The organism is Pseudaestuariivita rosea, from assembly GCF_017592335.1.
In the GTDB taxonomy this organism is placed as follows: Bacteria; Pseudomonadota; Alphaproteobacteria; order Rhodobacterales; family Rhodobacteraceae; genus Parasulfitobacter; species Parasulfitobacter rosea.
This window is the reverse complement of record NZ_JACNMP010000028.1, coordinates 1-18,136: the sequence shown is the minus strand read 5'-3', so window position 1 is coordinate 18,136 and position 18,136 is coordinate 1. Positions and strand designations below refer to the sequence as shown.

Here is an 18,136-nt window from a genome sequence, read left to right as displayed (position 1 = left end):
GAGACTAGCACTTATTTTAATCGGTACCTTATTGCACATAACGTACTTGTCTCGATACTCAGCAATAGGCGTCGCTATTTAAATCTCTAATGATTGGTCAAATTTAATCCTCGTCATGGGTTCCTAGTCATAGAGCGGACATTTGAGATACTCGATCAACGGTCGGCTTCGTCCTACCCCGCCGCTGTGTGCACGCCTTGCAGCCAAGGTTAGTTGTAAGGCCTCACTGACCGAGGCTGCACGGTGCGCGAACGTCTGCTCTCCTGGCTCTAATCTCAGAGACTGGTGATCAACCAAGACTTTCTTCAATTCTCAGCGCTGGTCAGGATCATAGACATCGCTTCGAAAGCCGCTTCGCCACGTCCCGCTGAAAAGAAGGTGACGTCTAATCCGGTTAGGTGACGCCACTCCGCAGAGAAAATGTCATTGCCGCCATCGTGCCAGAGCATTTCTGTTCCGTCATTGAGAGGTTCAATGACTATCCCGTACCCATAGAATGTATCTCCGGAACCCTCGTCGACATGCGGCGTGGTTGCTTCTGCTACTAGGGCCGCATCAACGATGTCGCCGTTCAGAAACGCGGCCCAGAATGCCAGGAAACCTTCAGCCGTACTCACAAGGCCGCCATTGCCGATCAAATTCCAACCCGGCTCAGAAGATCTCCAACTTGCATCTGCGACACCACGGCGTTGAAAACCGGTGAGCCACGTTCTCTCGCTGGTAATCGCTCGTTCGGCATCATAGGCCCGTGCGTAGCCAATGGCAGAGGAACCTTCCGGAAAAACGCGGTCAATTAGATAGTCTTCATACTCCTGACCGCTCTGGACTTCTATGATTGCCGCCAAAATGGAGTAGCCTGCATTCGAGTAGGAATGGAGCGTGCCAGGAGCGGCATCCAACGGGGCATCAAACACGCGTTCGAGGAATTCCGAGCGAGAGAGCGCTTCGCCGTCGTCGCCCGTGGACTCCACGATACCAGACGTGTGCGTCAAAAGCTCATGCAACGTGATCTGTGCCTTGTCCTGAGGGACGTTGGGCAGAAGCTCTGCCATAGTTGTTTCAAGCGTCACACCTTGATTTTCGATAAGATGGAGAATGGCCACCGCTGTTACTGTCTTTGTTATCGAACCGATATCGACGATTTCGTCAGCGCCGTGAGCGGCGATTTCGATTGCGCTTTCGACGTCTATGTCTCCGGCGCTACTGCGTGACGCAACGACAACCGGAAGGTCGCGCGCGAGAGCGCCTGCTAGAGCTTCACGGGCTGGCACCTCCGCGAGCAAGGGGCCGGCCAATAGGGAGGCTGACATTACGAGAGCATTGACTTTCATTTATTTTCTCCAACTATTCACAATTGATAGTGATGTACTGTCTGACCCCATGCAAGCCTGAGCGGACGTTCAAATCGCCGGTGCGAACGTCCGCTTCGTCCCGACTGTGTCGGTCAACTCTGGCCCAGTGAGCGTCTGCTTCGCTGATCTGGCATAAGCACAACCTTCAATCAACTGAAGGAAATGCTTATGAAAACGAAGCCATCTCGCGCAGACCAACCTCTGCCAAACCTGATCAATCATGCGAAGCTCTTTGGCGAACGCATCGAAGACGAAGGGTATAGCAAAGGCTCCATTGCGAAATACAAGTCAAATGCTACGGCGCTCTGGGGAGCGCTGTTGTCTCTCAAGCTCAGCCCTGCTGACCTTACAGATGAAATCATGGACAAGCTTGCGGCCCCGATCGTTAAGGCTGCGTCGGCGAAGGACAAGAAGCACTGCCTGTACCGACTAAATCGGTTCAGGGACTATCTGATCGAAAACGCGTCTGCCCCTGCGCGTCCTATGCCGCCGCTCGACATGTCGCCAAGGGCAGTTCTGAAACGGGAATACGAAACCTACCTCCATGTCCAACGTGGTCTGTCCCAAGACACCATCTATCACTGTCTGCGGTTTTACGACCGGTTCCTGACCGCGAAGTTTGGTCCCGATCTGGGTGATTTGAATAGCATCAAGCCCGACGACATCTCGGGCTTCATTCTCCGCCTGCGGGAGGCGCAAAACGCGCCTCGCGACAAGACCGGCCCATCACATCTTCGCAATCTCTTCCAGTTCCTGTTCTGGAGCGGCAAAACCGACCGCAATCTAAGCAGTGCCGTGCCGAAGGCAAAACAGCCAAAGCCGACAGGCATTCCACGATATCTGGAGCCAGAGCAAGTAAACCGCCTCATTGAGGTGGTGCGCGATCACAAGAAAACCGGTCGGCGCAACTATGCGATGTTGATGCTGATTGCGCGGCTTGGTCTTAGGGCCCCCGAAGTGACGGCCATCGAGCTCGACGACATCGATTGGCGCGCCGGTGAAATCCTGATCCATGGGAAAAAGCAGTTGCATGATCGGATGCCAATGTCGGCTGAGGTCGGCGAAGCGATTGTCGATTACATCAAGAATGAGCGTCGAGGCCCGGACCGTGCCCTGTTTGTCTCGGTGAAACCGCCATTCAAGCGGTTCAAGGATGCCCAAATCCTGCGCTGGATATTGCGCGACGCCTATGACGCAACCGGTATCAGTCCTCCACAAGCCTATGTCGGTAGCCACATTCTCAGGCACAGCCTCGCGACTGATATGCTGCGAAAGGGAGCATCACTGGCCGAGATCGGCGACGTTTTGCGTCACCGTTCCCCGCTGACAACGACGATTTACGCGCAACATGATGTGGATGCCTTGCGCTCCATCTCACGGTCCTGGCCGGTCATAGGAGACGCACAATGAAGACACTTACTCAACGACTGGACGAATACCTCGCCCTTCGACGTTCAATGGGGTTCGATCTCTCATTTGATGAGCGCGTTTTGCGCAAGTTCACCACGTTTGGCGATGAGAACGGGTTCCATTGCATCTCGACGCCTTTGTTCCTCGATTGGAAGGTAAACTACGGCAGAGCGGACAACAACACATGGTCTCATCGCCTTGGTATGGTCCGCAGGTTTGCCTTCTGGCTTGCAGAACACGACGATCAGACCGAGATCCCGTCCAGCCAGCTTGTCACTGGGCGCTATCGAAGACGGGTGCCGTTCATTTACGCGCCGATCCAGATTGCGGAAATTGTTGCAGAGGCTGGGCGGCTACCGTCACCTTATGGTCTCCGAGCCGCAATTTGGCAGACTCTGTTTGGTCTGATCGCAGTGACGGGCATGCGGGTGAACGAAGCGTTGTCTTTAGAAAGGGATGACGTCGATCTTGATTGTGCCCTTCTCACACTAAGAAATACAAAAAATGGCAAAGATCGGCAGCTTCCCATCAACGAAGACACAGCCCATCGGCTGGTCGAATACGCCAGAAAACGGGATCGGCTGGTTACGCAAGACTCGTCGCGGTTCTTCATCCAGGAAGATGGCCAACATGCGAAGGACTGCGCGGCTCGGTACAACTTCGCACAAGTGAGCAAAAACCTTGGCATTCGCTCTCCGCAAGCCTTCAACAGGCACGGTCATGGACCACGCATCCATGATTTGCGGCACACATTTGCTGTTCATACCATTCTGGACTGGTTCCGGGATAGCCGGGACATCGAAGCCGAAATGTACAAGCTCAGCACTTATCTCGGCCATTCTGAGCCAAAGCACACATTCTGGTATATCGAGGCAGTGCCCGAGCTGATGCAGCTCGCTGCAGCGCGTGCCGAGCAGCGGGTTTTGGAGGGCGCATCATGATCGCAACCTATCCCTTGCCTGTCTACGTGCAGCGATTCTTCACCGAGCGGCTGTTGACCCAGATGCAGGCCAGCCCGAATACGATTGCCAGCTATCGCGACACCTTCAGGCTTTTGCTGAAATACGCGGCAGCAGAGACTAAGCTACCACCAACTGATCTGCATGTCGCTCATATCGATGCCGATATTGTCGGTCGGTTCTTGACGTTCTGTGAAGATGAACGCGGTAACAGCGCGCGAAGCCGGAACACCCGTCTTGCGGCCATCCGTTCGTTCTTCAAATACGTTGCGGGTTGTGAACCTCATTTGCTGCATCATTGCCAGAAGGTGCTGGCGATGCCATCCAAGCGGCACGAAAAACGTGTCGTGGACTTCCTAACCCGTAACGAAATGGAGTCGTTGCTGAAGGCGCCGGACCAATCGACCTGGTTCGGTCGGCGCGATCGAGTTCTGCTCCTTACAATGCTCCAAACTGGCCTGCGTGTATCGGAACTGATCGGCTTGCGCGTCGGCGATGTCGAGCTCGGAACCGGAGCACATCTCAGATGCATGGGCAAAGGCCGAAAGGAACGCGCAACGCCTCTCCGCGCAGACAGCCGGGAAGCATTGCGGGCTTGGCTTTACCAAATTGGCGCTGAGCCCAACGATCCCTTGTTCGCGACGATCCGCGGTAAGCCCTTGAGCCGAGATGCAGTTGAACGGCTCGTTCGGAAGCATGCGGCCACCGCAGCCTCGAACTGTTCGACGTTCAGATTGAAGCGCGTCACGCCCCATGTTTTGCGCCACACCGCTGCCATGCAGCTTTTGCAAAGTGGCGTAGATCGAACAATCATCGCGCTCTGGCTGGGCCATGAATCGATTGAGACGACACAGGTCTACATCCACGCCGATATCGAATTGAAAGAACGGGCGATGGCTCTGACAAAGCCAGTTGGTCAGACGATCGGACGATATCGGCCGGGTGACGAACTTTTGGCATTCCTAGAAGCGCTCTGAATTATGCCGACTTGTCGCGCTGAACTTCCCACTGAGCAACAGGTGGTGAAGATCAGCGCGGCATAATCCGAAGATCGGCATTATGAGTCAGCTCATGCGCCATTGTCCCGTAGTATCCGGCCATACGGTGAAACGTGCCAATCGGCGGCATGTGGATGCGGTCGGTCTTGACGTTGTAGTAGGCGCGCGGCTCTTCGGTGCTGTCGATCTGCGCGCCACTTGCTGCAAAGAATGCTTCCAACGTGGGGTCGGCCACGGTGCCCAAATCACGGGGCGGGTCGGGCAGGATGTAGAACTCGGCGGGCAGGCCTTCGATCTGGTCGACGTTGAACACCCGGTAAGCCTTGGCATAGGGGATTTGTCGCTCTTCGTCGTTCTCGTCCTCACGCTCGACGGTTCCGTATTTCACAACAGTGGCGGATTTCTCGCCCTTGCGGACATGGCCCCCCAGTTGCCTCGCTTGGTTAAACGTCATCCAGCGGGCTGAGCTGTAGTCCTTGGCCATAGCTGTGGCCCAAAGCATCAGGATATTGATGCCCCGATAGGCTTCGCCGTTGAACCGTTCCGGCAAGCTGACCGATACCCCGCCGCCGGTCCACGGCTTGCGCCAAGGCGGCGTTCCCGCCTCGATCTGCGCGACAATCTGATTGGTAACATGGGAATAAACGTCGAATTTCTCTTTGGTCATTTGTGACCCTCCTCGCATGCGCGGTCCGGGTTTCTTTCCCTTTCCGCCAATGGGCGGGCCTTCCTGTTCTGATCTTTGGAATGCCCATGCATTCCAAAGGGCAGAGCAGGTAAGGGCAAAGCCCGTCCTGCGGCCTGGCGGGGCCGTGACAACCGGGTGAAGGGCGCGAATTTGGGAGGGAACCGCGCGCCTGCGCGTGGGAGGAACCGGAATTCTCGACCGGAACCGACGCCAAAGGCGGCGCTTGCCGGTTTTCTCGGACCTGACAGGATGGCAGGCGGATCAACAGGAGTTGGAAACTGTCAGGGCGGGGGTGAACGGGCGTCAGCCCGTCGATCCCCTGCCCTGTCTATCGCTCAAAGCGAGACCGGCACACAGCCGGGATCACAGGATCATGTTTCACCGAGCATGGAAACCGGTCGTTCGGGTTAGACGCGGCGTAAGAGGAAAGAGAGCCCAATGTAACTGATGCTGCAGTTTGCACGAATGGCGGCTATTAATTTCGCAACCATGCCAAGATCGACGCAGCTGCGTCGTTCGCGGACATGTTGGTCACGTCCATCCGAAGCAGTCTATCGGCCCCACGATCAATAAGAGCGCGATCGACCTCTCCCAGTCGGAACATCGTCGGATCACGTGGCTTGCGCATAGCGTCGCGGTCAACGGATTGAATGCGCCTCGCATTTTCGTCTCGCGCGCAATCCAACAGGATCACCACGTGTTGGCGATTAGTATTTCGTGCTAGCTCAATAGCTTCGTTCCAGCACTCATTCCCCCAAGTCGAATCCTTTGCATGGGCATTCGTAAGAATGACCGGAACGTCTGGGGAAAGATTCATCACTATCCTGTATGCGGTGGATCGGACATCTCTCACGGCACGGTAAAATGGCTCGGACTTGAACTCGGTCAGCGCGAAAGCGACGTTGTAGATCGAATGATTGTCCAAGAGTTTGGCCCCCAGTTCCGAGGCAATCCGGCGACCAATCGTGAGTTTACCGACACCGGGATAGCTGTTGATATGGATAATTGACGGCGGCAGCATGCGTCTCAATTCCTAAGCACGATTTTCTCCATGCTAAGCATAGAAGCCGTAGCTTGCGACCGGAAAGCGGTCATCCAAAAGGAGTCGGACAACGGCAGCGTCGTCCGCATCTTACCAGTTCGTGCACGACGCAGTGAACGGCGGCTAAACTTCATGTTCCGCTATTGTTCTTCAAGACGCCCAAATATGCACGTTCGGTCCAGTTGGGCCAAGATGCTGGCGCGCAAACCGCGTATGCTGGTGGCAACTGCACTGGCGAACAAGCTTGCCCGTACTGTTTGGGCGTTAACAACAACGAAAGAGAATTATCGAATTCCACCGCTGGCTGCATAAACTGCGCGCTATACGTTGGAATAAACCGGCAATGTGAGACGGGCGAAGCAGAGTAAGGGACAACGGTCATAAGACGGGGTTGGGAAAACCAGATAGAAGCCTGGAGCCACGTGCTCGCATCAACGATTTGGACCCAATCCACGGACACCATACGGGCCAGCAGCGTGCGAAAGCTGCAAAACAGGCCGGACACACGACTGCACCTGATCACTTGTTCCAAAGCTCTGTGAAAACCACTTGCATTGAAAGGGGCATCCACACATGGCTTCTACAATCCGCGGCGACGGCACTCAGCATTGGGGTGGAAAAGCCCTGTCGCTTTCGAAAGGAAAGTGGCTTAAACGAGCACTTGGGGCGGCACAAAAACGCGACAGGTCCAGTCCATGCGGCGCAAACGACGAATTCCTCCTCGCCGCCACCGCCCAGAACCTCCGGAAACTGGCCAAGATCTTTCCTGCATCGCAGCAAACGCGAAAAGCCTGAGAAGAAAGGCGCTCGCACATCGTTCAAAACGCCACTTTCTGCGCCCGCAACACGTTATTTTTCCACAGAATCGGCTCTTTTAAGACCTTCGCCGCGTCGTATACGAACGGCTGCTTGCACTGACGTACGATCCTGCTCCCTCCCACAGTAGACCCCTATTCAGGAAGACTTGGTAAACGCATCTCAAGCAGCGACGTCAGCGCGCCACAACCGGAACCGGCCTTGCCCTGTTATTTCGCGTGTAAGACCGTGGTCCTCAAACCATGTCAGATTGCGCAAGGCGGCGGCGCGGGACACATCGGCCATCTCGCTCAGCATGGCGACCGAAACGGCAGGTTTGCACAATAGCGCTTCGATCAACCGTCCGGGCGTTCGCCCTTTAAGTCCGCGCGTCACCTGATGTGCCCGCGCCTGCCAGTGTTGCAACTGGTCCAGCATCATCAGTGCCTGCAACGCGCCAGTTTCCACAGAGGCATACCACTGCGTCAAACAGTTGGATACACCGGCGGAAGGCCGCACTCGCTGTGCCCCTAGACCGATGGGCAGAAACGGTAAGAAGTTTAATCCCTCAGCCCCAATCCGAGCCGCCGCCACGGACCCTTCGATCGCTGCACCTTCCACAGACAGGTCCAAAAGCTGCCAGCTCTGCGCGGCTAACGCCCCGCGACTGATCGGGTGCAGATCCACATCTAACCCCGACAGCCACTCCTCGGCTGCTAGATCAAAATACTCCCCGACAGCGCGGCCCATCAGCGCCAGCATCTCCGGTGCGGGGTCCTTCACCGGATGCCGTCCCAGAAAGGCTGCAAGACCCTCGCGCGGGGTCAGAACACCCGACAGGCGGCGATGAGCCCAATGCGCCAGCGGCAGGGCCCTTTGGTGATCCGCCGCAAAGGTCAGACGCAGCAAATCATAAAGCGCCAGCTTGTCGGCGCTGATCCCGACGCCATGGGTCCAGGTCAGGGCCGAAGCCTCCTCGAGCGCCAGCCGATCCAAAGCACCCTGCCACGCCCCTTGACGCAGCCGCTCATCCAACCTGGCCACCGCAGTGGCGGCCGCGACTAGGGCTCGGCCCTGTGCTCGTTCCGCGCGCCGCCAGGCGTCGGGGTCCACCAGAGAGCGCCGGTCGACCCACGGGCCCGGCATGTCCCAGGCTGCCTCCTCAACCGGGGCCGGTAGAAACCATAAATCCCGCTCGGCCATTGGCTCCGCATCATAGGGCCCTGCCAGATCTATCGCTTCGTTTTCTTTTGATATTTTTTCTAGAGGCTTATCGACCATGTGCGCAGAATATCAGGATTTTGCTGACTACCAAAGACTCTTTATAAAATTAATATTATACGTGATAAGGTACAGTTATCATGACTCTTGAGCTTCACTCAAAATTCGCGCAGATTGACCCAATGAACAGCGTTGAAACTGTCCCTACTCCAATCTCAAAAGGGGTTCTTGATCGGCGCCCCAGTTGGCGCAAAGTCATCAACATTGCCTGTCACGACGGTCGCATCACATCGCAAGGCTGTGGCGGCAATCATCAGATCAGCGCCGGAATGACCAATGCGCTGACTCAACTGCCCCCAAATACGCGCGTCCTCAGCCTCAAACGCAATCAAACGATCCGAAAAAACCCGCATCGTGCGATCAAGCCAAACCCGCAAGTCCGCAGCAAACACAGGATCTTTTGCCTCTTGCTGACAAATCCCGCGCTCAATCTCACCAAGCGTGATTACACTGATGTACAACTCAGCCTCACTCTGCTCCGTCAGCCAGGCCGCAACCTTTGGCACACGGTCCAAACGACGCACCGCGGAAATCACATTCGTATCAAGAATGAACATCAGAACGAGACGTCGCGCGGCTTGACATCAGCCCGGCCAATCTCTGTGCCGGGAAAGGCCATCAGGTGTTCTGCGAAGCTCTCGCGGTGTGCGGTTTCCTCCGCCACAAGCCGCTTGTATTCAGTCGCAGACACCACCACGACTGCCAGCTTGCCGCGGCGCGTCACTTCTTGCGGACGACCCGTCAGGGCCGCATCCACCACCGCACTGAATTTGTTCTTGGCATCTTGTAACGTCCACACAGCCTTACTCCTGTCTAGCTATCGAGCTAGATACTATAAACGAAAGCGATTTACAAGGGACCCACAATGACACTCCCGACCCTGCCCTTACACAGTCCATCCACAGCTGACCTTGAGATGCTCGATGATCTCTACCGTCGCGGCACACCCGAAAACACATTGCGCGCCTGGGAACGCGATCTGGCCTATATCACCGCCTGGAAGCGTGCCGCCTTTGACACCCCTCTCACATGGCCTGAAACCGAACCGGTCGCGCTGCGGTTCATCCTTGATCACTCTGTCGCGCTCTCTGACACAACGGGGCCGGCCCGTGATACGGCCGACGCTCTGATCGCCGCCGGATTGCGCCGTACACTGGTCTGCCCTGCCCCATCAACACTGGACCGGCGCATCGCCTCCTGGCGCGCCTTCCACCGCATGCGCAACCTGGCCTCGCCGTTTAACGCTCCGTTGATCCGACAAGCCCGCGCGAAGGCCCGCAAAGCGGCCGCCCGTCCGCGTCAGCCAAAGTCACGAAAACCCATCACACGCGAGGTTTTGTTGAAGCTGTTAGAGACCTGTGACAATTCCCTGCGCGGTATCCGTGATCGCGCCATCTTAATGCTGGGCTTTGCCAGCGGCGGGCGCAGACGGTCCGAGCTGACAGCCCTGCACCGCAGCGACGTCAAACCGGACGAGAAAGACAAAACCCTGATCTGGCTGCACCTGTCCGAGACCAAAACCACCGCCCGCGGTCAGACCCCGAAACTGCTGATCAAAGGCAAGGCGGCTCAGGCCCTGATCCACTGGATCGAAACAGCCAATATCACCGATGGCCCGCTGTTCCGCCCCATATCGAAATCCGACCGCCCCCTGCCCCGCGCCCTGAGCCCCGATGCGATCCGCCAGATCCTGCGCCACCGCCTGACCTTGGCGGGCTATCCCCCCGATTACGCCAGTCCCCATGGCCTGCGGTCCGGCTTTCTGACGCAGGCCGCATTGGACGGCGCGCCCATTCAGGCGGCCATGCGATTGTCCCTGCACCGGTCCGTTGCCCAAGCCATGCAGTATTACGACGACGTAGAGCTATCTGATAACCCTGCGACGGATTTACTGGAATGAGGGGTTGCAGACTGTTTTTCGGTCGATCCAAATGGCCCATGTTCAACACATTTGCTTTTTGTAGAACATTACCTTATGTTCAACAAAAATAATCACCGTTGAACACGCATGATCCAACGCCATTCCACCGTCGCCCACGCCGCCTATCACGACTTGCTGCGGTCCCTGAAAGACGAAGAGGCCGCACAGATCCGCGGCACGCCGACCAAGGTCAAACGCGGCGACAAGACCTATTGGTACGACACCTTCCGCGTCGGCAATGACGTCCGCAAATCCTACATTGGTGAAGATACCCCAGAACTGGCGCAGCGCCTCTCTGACCTGACCAAACTGCGCGACCAGACGGCCGATCGCCAGGCCCACCGCACACGCCTGATCCGCATTCTGCGCGCCGAGGGCTTCCTCAGCACCGATGCCACCACCGGCAGTCTGTTGTCCGCCATGGCCAAATCCGGGGTCTTTCGCTTGGGCGGCACCATCATCGGCACCCATGCCTTTCGCCTGTACGAAGGCGACCTTGGGCTGCGCTACAGTTTCGACGACACCGCCCAAACCGGCGACGTCGACATCGCCAGTTTTGAACGTCTGTCCCTGGCGTTGGAAGACACTGTCTCCCCTCCCCTTCAGGACGTTTTCAAGCACTTCGCCTTCGACCCTGTGCCCAGTCTGAAACGCGATCACGTCTGGCGCTGGAAGCAGACGCGCAATGATCTGATGGTCGAATTCCTGACCCCGTCTTTTGACGAAGATGAGGGCCTGCGCCCCCTCGCCGCCCTTGGTGTGGATGCGCAGTCACTGCACCATCTGAACTATCTGATCCAGGACCCGATCCAGGCCGCCGTGTTGTATCGCAGCGGCGTGCTGGTCCAGGTGCCGCAGCCCGAACGCTTTGCCATCCATAAGCTGATCGTCGCGGATCGACGCCGGGATGAACCCGACCGGATCAAAGCCGTCAAGGACCGTGCCCAAGCCGCCTTCCTGATCCGCGCCTTGGCCGAAGACCGCCCAGATGAGCTGCGCGATGCCTACATCACAGCCCGCAACACCGGCCCGAAATGGGCCATGCGGCTGGATAACACCCTGAAACGAATACCTGAAACGCTGGCGCTTCTATCGGAGCTTTAGCCGTAAGGATTGGGCGACTGGCACTCAAATGATACTTCCCACCGACGTTGCGGCGTCTTGTCAAAACGCACCGCATCAATGGGTGTTCCCTTGATATGATCCGGCACAACGTCCCTGCCCTGAAGCATGCTTTCCCTCACGATGGCCTGATCGCTAAAGCGGCACATTCTAGTATGCCAATTTGAGTATTTGGAAACTACACTTAAGCAGATTGATTAAGCAATTTGAAGCATTCTATGGGTAGGAGGATTAGTCTAATTTCAACGAACAGCTTCTAAAGGAACGACAAGGTCAACTGTGTTTTCACCTACATAAACCCTGACTTTAGAGTTAAGCAAACCACGATCTAATATTGAAAAATCATAACCTTGAACAATCACGCAAGTTTTGCCCATCATACTATAACATAACCTTTTATCTCCCGAATGAATTGCCCGATAAAGTTGGCTCAAATGATCTTTAGTCAAACATCCAATGTACGGTTCCGTGAATGTTCCTGACTGCGCATTAGCAGGGATTGAAAAAGCAATAAATATAGCGGTAATAAATCTAGCATTCACTTTAAATATGGATTTTCCTCAACCTTCAGATGTTAATTACTAACACTTATTATAACTACAAATAAAATGTATATTTTTGCGTCTATCGTTTGACAAAATGAAGACGATTTCAAAAGCGGCATAAGAAGGGTTTCGCGGCGAAACCTATGGCTTTTCAAGCATATAGCGGATCTGATCCATCAGGCTTTCCATCAGATCCGGTGTCAGCAGATCACCGGACAGATGGATCACATAGCCTTGTGAATCCTGCCCTTTGCGCAATATGATCCCATTGGAAAGACGCAGCGTATTCTGACCCTGCCAGCCCTGCTGTGGCACCTTCACCTTGGGTCGACCACCGCGGGACGATGGCCGCGGGACATCCGCGTAATCATCCAGAACCGCCTCCAGCAAGGCCAGTTCTGACGCAGCATCGGTGCCCTGCCCCGTTTCCAGCGCCGCGCGCAGCTTTTCCTCGGCCCCGTCCCGCAAAGCGGCCGCCACTTTCAGCCCGTCTTTTTCGCGCAGATTTTCAGGGAAATTCAGTAGATCGCCGAGCTCCTCAAAGATCAGCGCAAAGGATCTGATCTTGGATCGCTTGGCTTTCGAGGCCACCGGGAACATCGCGTTCACGGCCTCTTCCGTATTTGCAAAAGCGCCCTGCTGTGCGGCGATCACAGCGATGCGACCGCGTTCGTAATGGCTCAGCGACTGGCGTATTTCGTTTTCCTCGACCATCGCGGCAAAGCGGTGGCGCTGCTCTTTCGGGTCCCGCAGGATCGCCCGGACGGTGTCGAACGGACCAGCGCCATACTGCGCTCGCAGGTTCTGCAAAGCCCTCAGGCGACGATAGCCCGACAAGACGCCATAGCGCGGCTCGCCATCGGCCTGATTCGCCATTTCATAGACCTCTATTGGCAAGCGTTGACCGTTCAGCGCGATCGAGGCCTGCAGTTCGTCCATGGCGCCCTTGTCCAGCACACTGCGGTCCCGGACCATGGCGTCGGCCAGCACGTCATCCAGGGGCAAATCCAGCAGGATCAGACCCTGCTTTTCAGCCTCGCGCAAACGTTCAGCATCAGCCGCATCGCGGGCCTGCGCCGCGCGCAGATTGGGGTCAGTCACCGTCAGTTCCTGCGCCGTATCAGCAGCCACCTGCGCGATCGGGGCCATCCCGCGCCGACCGTTTTCCGAGGTTTCGCGGCGAAACTCTTCTTCGATTTTGCTCAGGTCTTCCGCACTGGGGGCAGACAGTCTTCTGCGCTTGGCCATGACTTATACCTCCTCGTCCGATTGCATCTGCAGATCACGCCACCAGGCGCCCAAAATGACTTCCTTGATCTCGGCCCAGGTGCGGTCAAAAGTTTCACGACCGCGGACATAGGTGTCGCGATTGAACAGCCTGTGGTCCGCTTCATAGATGCCATTCACCTGCTCGGCCGCCTGACCGACCAGGGCGGTCATATCCTGCCGATAGGTGGCCATGAAATCCCCGAAATAGGCCTGGATTACGTTGGCCAGATCAGTCTGCTGTGCTGCGTCAAACCGGGTGATCAGGGCGCGCACGGCATCCCATTCAAACCGCATTTCAGGCAGGCCATCGCGGCGGCGCGCCCGGTTTTCACCATCTTCGATCGAGGCAAAAGTCGAATAGAGCATATCGAAAAATCGACCCGTTGAGTCGAATTCCAGAAAGCTGGCGCCAAGGGGGACGATCAGTATATCAGCTGCGGCCAGCGCGTTGATGGTCAGATAGCCCAGGGCAGGGGGCGTATCGAGCAGGACGATGTCATAGTCGTTGAGGATCTCTTCGCTTTCCAGGGCGTTTGTCAGCGCATCCCACAGCGGCCAGGACCGGCTTTGCAGACGCCAGACTGGCACCTGAAATTCGGCCCAATAAAGGTTCAGCTGCGCTCCGATCAGGTCAATATTCGGCCAGTGGGTTTTCTGAATCAGGTTTCGCGGCGAAACCTCTAGCGCCTCGGATAGGGTTTCGTCGAAGGGCAGGGGGGCTTCACCGCGGGCCTCGCGGATGGTGTTTTCCGATTGCATATGGCGCGCGAAATCCTTCGCCATCAGCGGGAAAGCAGTTTGCCATTCGTCTTCGACCTGACCACCCATGATCGACGTTAACGACCCCTGACTGTCCAGATCGACGACTAGCACTTTATAGCCATCCAGCGCCGCTGACATGGCCAGATGGGCGCAGGTTGAGGTCTTGCCGACGCCGCCTTTGAAATTGGCAATGGCCACGACTTTGGCGGGCAAGCCTTCGGGGCGCCAACTTTTGTATTCCTTGTTTGCGGCACCTTCCGCGGCGAAATGTTCGCGCAGTGCGATGATGTCATCGAGCCTAAACCATTTTGTGCCGCCTTCGCCTTCGCCCTGGGGCAGGTCGGGATTCGCTTTCAGCACACGGCGGAAATGGGCGGGGGCCACGGGGATCAGATATTTGCAGACCTCCCACGTGGAAAAACGGCGCAGACGTTTCTGGCCGTCGGGCGCATACCCGCGCTTGGCCAGATCTTCGCGGCCCTTTGCGCCAAAGGCGGCGGCCTTAGCAAAACGGCCGGTATCGATTCCCTCGGTCAGCCGCTCGGCGGCTTTGGCGGGACTGATATTGAAATAGGGTGGCAAGTGAGACCGGTCTGAAGATGTCATGTGACCCCGTTGATGTGTGACAAAAGATAAAACCTGAAACCATTTATGGCACATGATTTGCCATCTGTGAATCGCTCAACGCCAAATCATCATAAATCAAATGAAAGAAACACCCGAACCCCTATAAAAGTATAAGTATATTTTGACTCTCTTTAAGGACTTTCAGGGCATAATACCATTTATTATCAATAGTTTATCTGTATAAGGGTGCCACGATACAGGTCGAAAGGGACCTGGATACGGGGGCAAGGGGACCTGAATACAGGCTGAAAGGTGCCGATTCGCGTGCCAAAAGGCGCCAGAATCCGGGACATGTTGATTTTCAACGGTTTTCTTGAATCTCATGAGTCCGCCCCCAACGCTTCTATCCTGCAAATTGGTACCTTTCTGGGTCGCGGTGAACCCAAGGGAACCCGTTTACAGGGCCAAAATCGCCCCTGTGACAGGAACCTGAGCGGGACTTGTTTTTGGGTGCCTTTCGGGGCATAGTGCGATGCATAACAATAAAAACCCGAGCGGACAGATGCAGGATATAGATCGGACAACCTTGACCGGGGCCTTGCGTCGCAGTGCTGTGAAAAAGCATGTGGCGGCGATTCATGTGTCGGGCAAGCTGACACTGCTGCAGCGCAAGCTGTCGAATGTGCTGTTGCTGAACGCCTATGACACGCTGACCAGCCAGGCGACCCATGTGATCGATGCGCGCACATTGTGCATGATGATCGGCTATAATTCGAACGATATGGAAACGCTGAAGGCGTCGCTGCGCGGGCTGGCGGAAACGGTGGCGGAATGGGACATGTTGGACGAAAAGGGCCAGCAGGAATGGGGGGTCAGCAGCCTGTTATCCTATGCCAAGCTGAAGGGGGGTATTTGCGAATATGCCTATTCCCCCGCGCTGGCGGACAAACTGAATGACCCCAAGGTTTTCGCGCTGATCAATCTGAACATCCAGCGGCGGTTCACCAGCGGTCACGCACTGGCGCTTTATGAAAACTGCTATCGCTTTGTGCGCACGGGCAGCACGGGGTGGTGGGATCTGAATTTATTTCGGCGCCTGATGGGGGTGGCGGACAGTGCTTATTATGAAACCTACAAACACCTGAACGCCAAGATCATCAAGCCTGCCGTGGCCGAGGTGAACAGGACGTCGAATATTATCCTGACGCCCGAGATCCGCAAGCGGGGCAGGGCGGTCAGCGACATAAGGTTTCTGATCCGGGAAAACCCGCAGCTTGGGATATTGGATCTGGACGATGGCGAGGGGCTGCGCAAGGGGCCGGTTTACGGCCGTCTGCGCGAACTGGGGGTCAGCGACCGCTTGGCGCGGCAGTGGATTGCGGAACACGGGGAAGGGCATGTGCAGGCCAAGCTGGATTACATGGCCGGGCAGGATGGTGTGCGCTTTCCGGTGAAGTATCTGACCGCCGCCCTGCGCGATGATTTCGAGGCACCGGTGCTGAAGGGCCGAGCGGCGCAGCTGAAGGTCGTGCAGGACCTTGTGGTGGCGCGCACGCCCACGCAACGGGATGCGGACAAGCGGCTGTTTCTAAGCGGGCTTGATGACGACGCGCACCGCCAGGATTTTGAGCGCCACGGGTGGATGTCGGCCCTGAATGCCACTGCTATTCGTGCGTTCTGGGATGATCTGGTGCCGGGTGCGTTTGATGGTGTTGCTGACTGAAAAGGATATTCAGGCAAAGCTGAATACTGCCCCATCTGACTGATCGGCTTTTATTGTAGGCTCTCTCTAAAACAGGCATGATAGATACGTATAGACATGCGGGTTTATGGAAGGCTTTTACAGGCTTGTAAAACCTACAGGCCGCAGTTTGCGGTAGCGTCTATAGTGATCATTTTATGGAGATCGGAAATGGTAGCAAAAGATCGGTTCGGCGATGTGCAATCGAAACGCTTGCGTCACGCTTTTGCGACCCAGGAAATTGAGGCGAACCCAATGACTCCAGCTGAGATTGCCCTTTTCCGTAAGATGGAAATCAAGGGATGGTCTCCAAGTCGTCAGCGTAAGTTTCTGATTGGCCGGTTGAGACGTGAACAACGACATATGAAGCATGGTGACATCAAGCGCGCGAGATAGGCACGGGATAACTTTCTTTCGCCGTTAGTAATGGCAATGATCGTACCAATTAGCTCGCCTTGGAGCAATGAGCCTTAATAAAGTAAAGGAAAATTTTACGTTTGCGGGTCTGTCATGGAATCCGTGAATAAAGGAACAATGTTGTCCGGGGCAACTTTGAAGTTGATTATAGAGCTATGGCAGGATAGGCTTAGCGCCAGCAATGTAGCACAATATTAATTATGACAGAGAAATCAGAAGTCGTCAGAGCGCGTATTTCCAGAGCAGCAAAAGCTCGGTTCGAGACTGTTGCAGCGGAAAACGGTCTGTCGCCGTCTGATTTTCTGCGATTGATGATTGATCAGGTCACGGAAGGAGTTGTTGTCTCGGACAACATTTCAGAAGCCGCGCCCGTCAAGCGGCAAGACAAGGTAACGGTTCGTCTACCTTCCGATGTGGCCGGGCACTTGGCCGATGATGCGAAAGAGCAGCGGGTGACAGCTTCGACCTGGGCGGCGTCGATCCTGATGGCGAAATTTCGTGGAGCGCCACTGCCAGTGAAATCACAGAGGCGGGCTATCCAACGGTCGTTTCGTCAGCTTCAAGGTATGGCGACGAATACAAACCAAATGGCGGCTTTGATGAACCGAGGTGTGTTTACTGGTGACAGCTACACGCCCACCCGTGACGAGCTGGCTGCATTGCGGAAGGGCATTTCTGATTTGCGTACTGATCTACGGCAATTCGCGGCCGGGCAATATGACCTTCAAGTGGTCGGAGGTTTGGACGATGAGTGACTTTGAAACGCCCATCGGGTTCCAAGATTGCTGGACACCAAAGAAACCACGTGCGGTGCGGTCGAAGGCTGCAAGGTATTTTTCGGTTGGACAAAGGCGTGGGCGCGATGATGGGGATAAAGACGCCCAAAGGCAGTCAGGTGGCCGACGGGCGTCGTCTGGTGCTGTTTCTGCCTCTGATAAGGCGACCTTGGCGCGTTGTCGTGCGTAGTGCACCCGAAGTGATGGTGAAGGTGACGAAACCTGCGAAGGTTGGGAAGGACGGCAAACAGATTATGGTGAACCAGCGGACAGAGAGTGTTCGTGTCGCCGCACATATCGACTACATCAGTCGCAATGGGAAGATCGAGCTAGAGACCAGCGATGGTGTGCGGCTCAATCTGCGCAATGAACCGCTCCGGGTTTTCCGGAGGCTCCAAATCGAGGAAGGATTGGAGCCATGGGAAAAGACAACAGAGCGAACCGCTATTCACCTGAGACACGAGCAAGGGCCGTGCGGATGGTGTTCGACA

At 56.0% G+C, this 18,136-nt stretch carries 17 protein-coding genes and 3 pseudogenes; 11 read left to right on the top strand and 9 right to left on the bottom strand.

Translation table 11 applies throughout. The annotated features are described in order from the left end of the window. Nucleotides 1–305: 305 nt before the first annotated feature. Nucleotides 306–1,331, bottom strand: coding sequence for a serine hydrolase domain-containing protein (locus tag H7848_RS15445; protein WP_208353221.1), 1,026 nt, complete (start codon nucleotides 1,329–1,331; stop codon nucleotides 306–308). A gap of 189 nt (nucleotides 1,332–1,520) precedes the next feature. On the opposite strand from H7848_RS15445, the gene H7848_RS15440 reads away from it, so the two are divergent. The 3 genes from H7848_RS15440 to H7848_RS15430 are packed head-to-tail and all read left to right on the top strand — an operon-like array spanning nucleotide 1,521 to nucleotide 4,698. After that, nucleotides 1,521–2,762 carry a tyrosine-type recombinase/integrase gene (locus tag H7848_RS15440; RefSeq protein ID WP_208353220.1) on the top strand — a complete coding sequence of 414 codons (1,242 nt, stop codon included), beginning with the start codon at nucleotides 1,521–1,523 and terminating at the stop codon, nucleotides 2,760–2,762. Then, nucleotides 2,759–3,703, top strand: coding sequence for a tyrosine-type recombinase/integrase (locus tag H7848_RS15435; RefSeq protein WP_208353217.1), 945 nt, complete (start codon nucleotides 2,759–2,761; stop codon nucleotides 3,701–3,703). The genes H7848_RS15440 and H7848_RS15435 overlap by 4 nt, the downstream gene beginning before the upstream one ends. Next, nucleotides 3,700–4,698: a tyrosine-type recombinase/integrase gene (locus H7848_RS15430; RefSeq protein ID WP_208353215.1), complete on the top strand. Its 999-nt coding sequence runs from the start codon at nucleotides 3,700–3,702 to the stop codon at nucleotides 4,696–4,698. Before H7848_RS15435 ends, H7848_RS15430 begins: the two co-directional genes overlap by 4 nt. Before the next feature lie 52 nt (nucleotides 4,699–4,750). On the opposite strand, the gene H7848_RS15425 is transcribed toward H7848_RS15430, so the two are convergent. Further along, nucleotides 4,751–5,386, bottom strand: coding sequence for an ArdC family protein (locus H7848_RS15425; RefSeq protein ID WP_237072785.1), 636 nt, complete (start codon nucleotides 5,384–5,386; stop codon nucleotides 4,751–4,753). Nucleotides 5,387–5,882: 496 nt separating this feature from the next. Further along, nucleotides 5,883–6,428, bottom strand: a complete 546-nt coding sequence (locus tag H7848_RS15420) for a P-loop nucleotide/nucleoside kinase family protein (protein WP_208353214.1) — start codon at nucleotides 6,426–6,428, stop codon at nucleotides 5,883–5,885. A gap of 207 nt (nucleotides 6,429–6,635) precedes the next feature. Here H7848_RS15420 and H7848_RS15415 point away from each other — a divergent pair. After that, a pseudogene (locus H7848_RS15415) lies at nucleotides 6,636–6,761 on the top strand (IS110 family transposase); the annotation flags it as partial. 336 nt (nucleotides 6,762–7,097) lie between these two features. Continuing rightward, a pseudogene (locus tag H7848_RS15410) lies at nucleotides 7,098–7,244 on the top strand (IS5/IS1182 family transposase); the annotation flags it as partial. 183 nt (nucleotides 7,245–7,427) lie between these two features. Here the strand turns inward: H7848_RS15410 and H7848_RS15405 are convergent. The 3 genes from H7848_RS15405 to H7848_RS15395 form a co-directional block, all read right to left on the bottom strand. After that, nucleotides 7,428–8,447: a helix-turn-helix domain-containing protein gene (locus H7848_RS15405; protein ID WP_208353213.1), complete on the bottom strand. Its 1,020-nt coding sequence runs from the start codon at nucleotides 8,445–8,447 to the stop codon at nucleotides 7,428–7,430. A 233-nt stretch (nucleotides 8,448–8,680) separates the two neighbouring features. Continuing rightward, on the bottom strand, nucleotides 8,681–9,082 hold the full coding sequence (locus H7848_RS15400) for a type II toxin-antitoxin system VapC family toxin (RefSeq protein WP_208353212.1): 402 nt from the start codon (nucleotides 9,080–9,082) through the stop codon (nucleotides 8,681–8,683). After that, nucleotides 9,082–9,324 (bottom strand): type II toxin-antitoxin system Phd/YefM family antitoxin, encoded by a 243-nt coding sequence (locus H7848_RS15395; protein WP_208353211.1) that lies wholly within the window; start codon nucleotides 9,322–9,324, stop codon nucleotides 9,082–9,084. The genes H7848_RS15400 and H7848_RS15395 overlap by 1 nt, the downstream gene beginning before the upstream one ends. Nucleotides 9,325–9,390: 66 nt before the next feature. Between H7848_RS15395 and H7848_RS15390 the strand changes: the two genes are divergently transcribed. Together H7848_RS15390 and H7848_RS15385 are read left to right on the top strand one after the other, a co-directional pair. After that, entirely contained in the window at nucleotides 9,391–10,425 is a 1,035-nt protein-coding gene (locus H7848_RS15390; RefSeq protein WP_208353209.1) for a tyrosine-type recombinase/integrase, read from the top strand. Nucleotides 10,426–10,533: 108 nt separating this feature from the next. Then, nucleotides 10,534–11,550: a nucleotidyltransferase family protein gene (locus tag H7848_RS15385; RefSeq protein WP_208353206.1), complete on the top strand. Its 1,017-nt coding sequence runs from the start codon at nucleotides 10,534–10,536 to the stop codon at nucleotides 11,548–11,550. Between the two features lie 260 nt (nucleotides 11,551–11,810). Here the strand turns inward: H7848_RS15385 and H7848_RS15380 are convergent, their stop codons facing one another. From H7848_RS15380 to H7848_RS15370, 3 genes are all read right to left on the bottom strand, one after another. Continuing rightward, nucleotides 11,811–12,110 carry a hypothetical protein gene (locus H7848_RS15380; protein ID WP_208353204.1) on the bottom strand — a complete coding sequence of 100 codons (300 nt, stop codon included), beginning with the start codon at nucleotides 12,108–12,110 and terminating at the stop codon, nucleotides 11,811–11,813. A gap of 144 nt (nucleotides 12,111–12,254) precedes the next feature. Beyond that, complete coding sequence (locus tag H7848_RS15375) at nucleotides 12,255–13,361, bottom strand: ParB/RepB/Spo0J family partition protein (protein WP_208353201.1); 1,107 nt, start codon at nucleotides 13,359–13,361, stop codon at nucleotides 12,255–12,257. Nucleotides 13,362–13,364: 3 nt separating this feature from the next. Then, complete coding sequence (locus H7848_RS15370) at nucleotides 13,365–14,750, bottom strand: AAA family ATPase (protein ID WP_208353199.1); 1,386 nt, start codon at nucleotides 14,748–14,750, stop codon at nucleotides 13,365–13,367. Nucleotides 14,751–15,273: 523 nt separating this feature from the next. Here H7848_RS15370 and H7848_RS15365 point away from each other — a divergent pair. The 4 genes and pseudogenes from H7848_RS15365 to H7848_RS15350 all read left to right on the top strand — a co-directional run. Then, nucleotides 15,274–16,434, top strand: a complete 1,161-nt coding sequence (locus H7848_RS15365) for a replication initiation protein (protein ID WP_208353197.1) — start codon at nucleotides 15,274–15,276, stop codon at nucleotides 16,432–16,434. Between the two features lie 189 nt (nucleotides 16,435–16,623). Continuing rightward, nucleotides 16,624–16,848, top strand: a complete 225-nt coding sequence (locus H7848_RS15360; RefSeq protein WP_208353195.1) for a hypothetical protein — start codon at nucleotides 16,624–16,626, stop codon at nucleotides 16,846–16,848. Nucleotides 16,849–17,069: 221 nt separating this feature from the next. Then, nucleotides 17,070–17,624, top strand: a complete 555-nt coding sequence (locus H7848_RS15355) for a type II toxin-antitoxin system RelB/DinJ family antitoxin (protein WP_208353193.1) — start codon at nucleotides 17,070–17,072, stop codon at nucleotides 17,622–17,624. Between the two features lie 98 nt (nucleotides 17,625–17,722). After that, nucleotides 17,723–18,136: pseudogene (locus H7848_RS15350) on the top strand (hypothetical protein); the annotation flags it as partial.

Excerpts from the sequence above, each read along its gene's own strand:
- H7848_RS15445 (WP_208353221.1), bottom strand. The coding sequence starts at position 1,331 with ATGAAAGTCAATGCTCTCGTAATGTCAGCCTCCCTATTGGCCGGCCCC.
- H7848_RS15440 (WP_208353220.1), top strand. The coding sequence starts at position 1,521 with ATGAAAACGAAGCCATCTCGCGCAGACCAACCTCTGCCAAACCTGATC.
- H7848_RS15435 (WP_208353217.1), top strand. The coding sequence starts at position 2,759 with ATGAAGACACTTACTCAACGACTGGACGAATACCTCGCCCTTCGACGT.
- H7848_RS15430 (WP_208353215.1), top strand. The coding sequence starts at position 3,700 with ATGATCGCAACCTATCCCTTGCCTGTCTACGTGCAGCGATTCTTCACC.
- H7848_RS15425 (WP_237072785.1), bottom strand. The coding sequence starts at position 5,386 with ATGACCAAAGAGAAATTCGACGTTTATTCCCATGTTACCAATCAGATT.
- H7848_RS15420 (WP_208353214.1), bottom strand. The coding sequence starts at position 6,428 with ATGCTGCCGCCGTCAATTATCCATATCAACAGCTATCCCGGTGTCGGT.
- H7848_RS15405 (WP_208353213.1), bottom strand. The coding sequence starts at position 8,447 with ATGGCCGAGCGGGATTTATGGTTTCTACCGGCCCCGGTTGAGGAGGCA.
- H7848_RS15400 (WP_208353212.1), bottom strand. The coding sequence starts at position 9,082 with ATGTTCATTCTTGATACGAATGTGATTTCCGCGGTGCGTCGTTTGGAC.
- H7848_RS15390 (WP_208353209.1), top strand. The coding sequence starts at position 9,391 with ATGACACTCCCGACCCTGCCCTTACACAGTCCATCCACAGCTGACCTT.
- H7848_RS15385 (WP_208353206.1), top strand. The coding sequence starts at position 10,534 with ATGATCCAACGCCATTCCACCGTCGCCCACGCCGCCTATCACGACTTG.
- H7848_RS15375 (WP_208353201.1), bottom strand. The coding sequence starts at position 13,361 with ATGGCCAAGCGCAGAAGACTGTCTGCCCCCAGTGCGGAAGACCTGAGC.
- H7848_RS15370 (WP_208353199.1), bottom strand. The coding sequence starts at position 14,750 with ATGACATCTTCAGACCGGTCTCACTTGCCACCCTATTTCAATATCAGT.
- H7848_RS15365 (WP_208353197.1), top strand. The coding sequence starts at position 15,274 with ATGCAGGATATAGATCGGACAACCTTGACCGGGGCCTTGCGTCGCAGT.
- H7848_RS15360 (WP_208353195.1), top strand. The coding sequence starts at position 16,624 with ATGGTAGCAAAAGATCGGTTCGGCGATGTGCAATCGAAACGCTTGCGT.
- H7848_RS15355 (WP_208353193.1), top strand. The coding sequence starts at position 17,070 with ATGACAGAGAAATCAGAAGTCGTCAGAGCGCGTATTTCCAGAGCAGCA.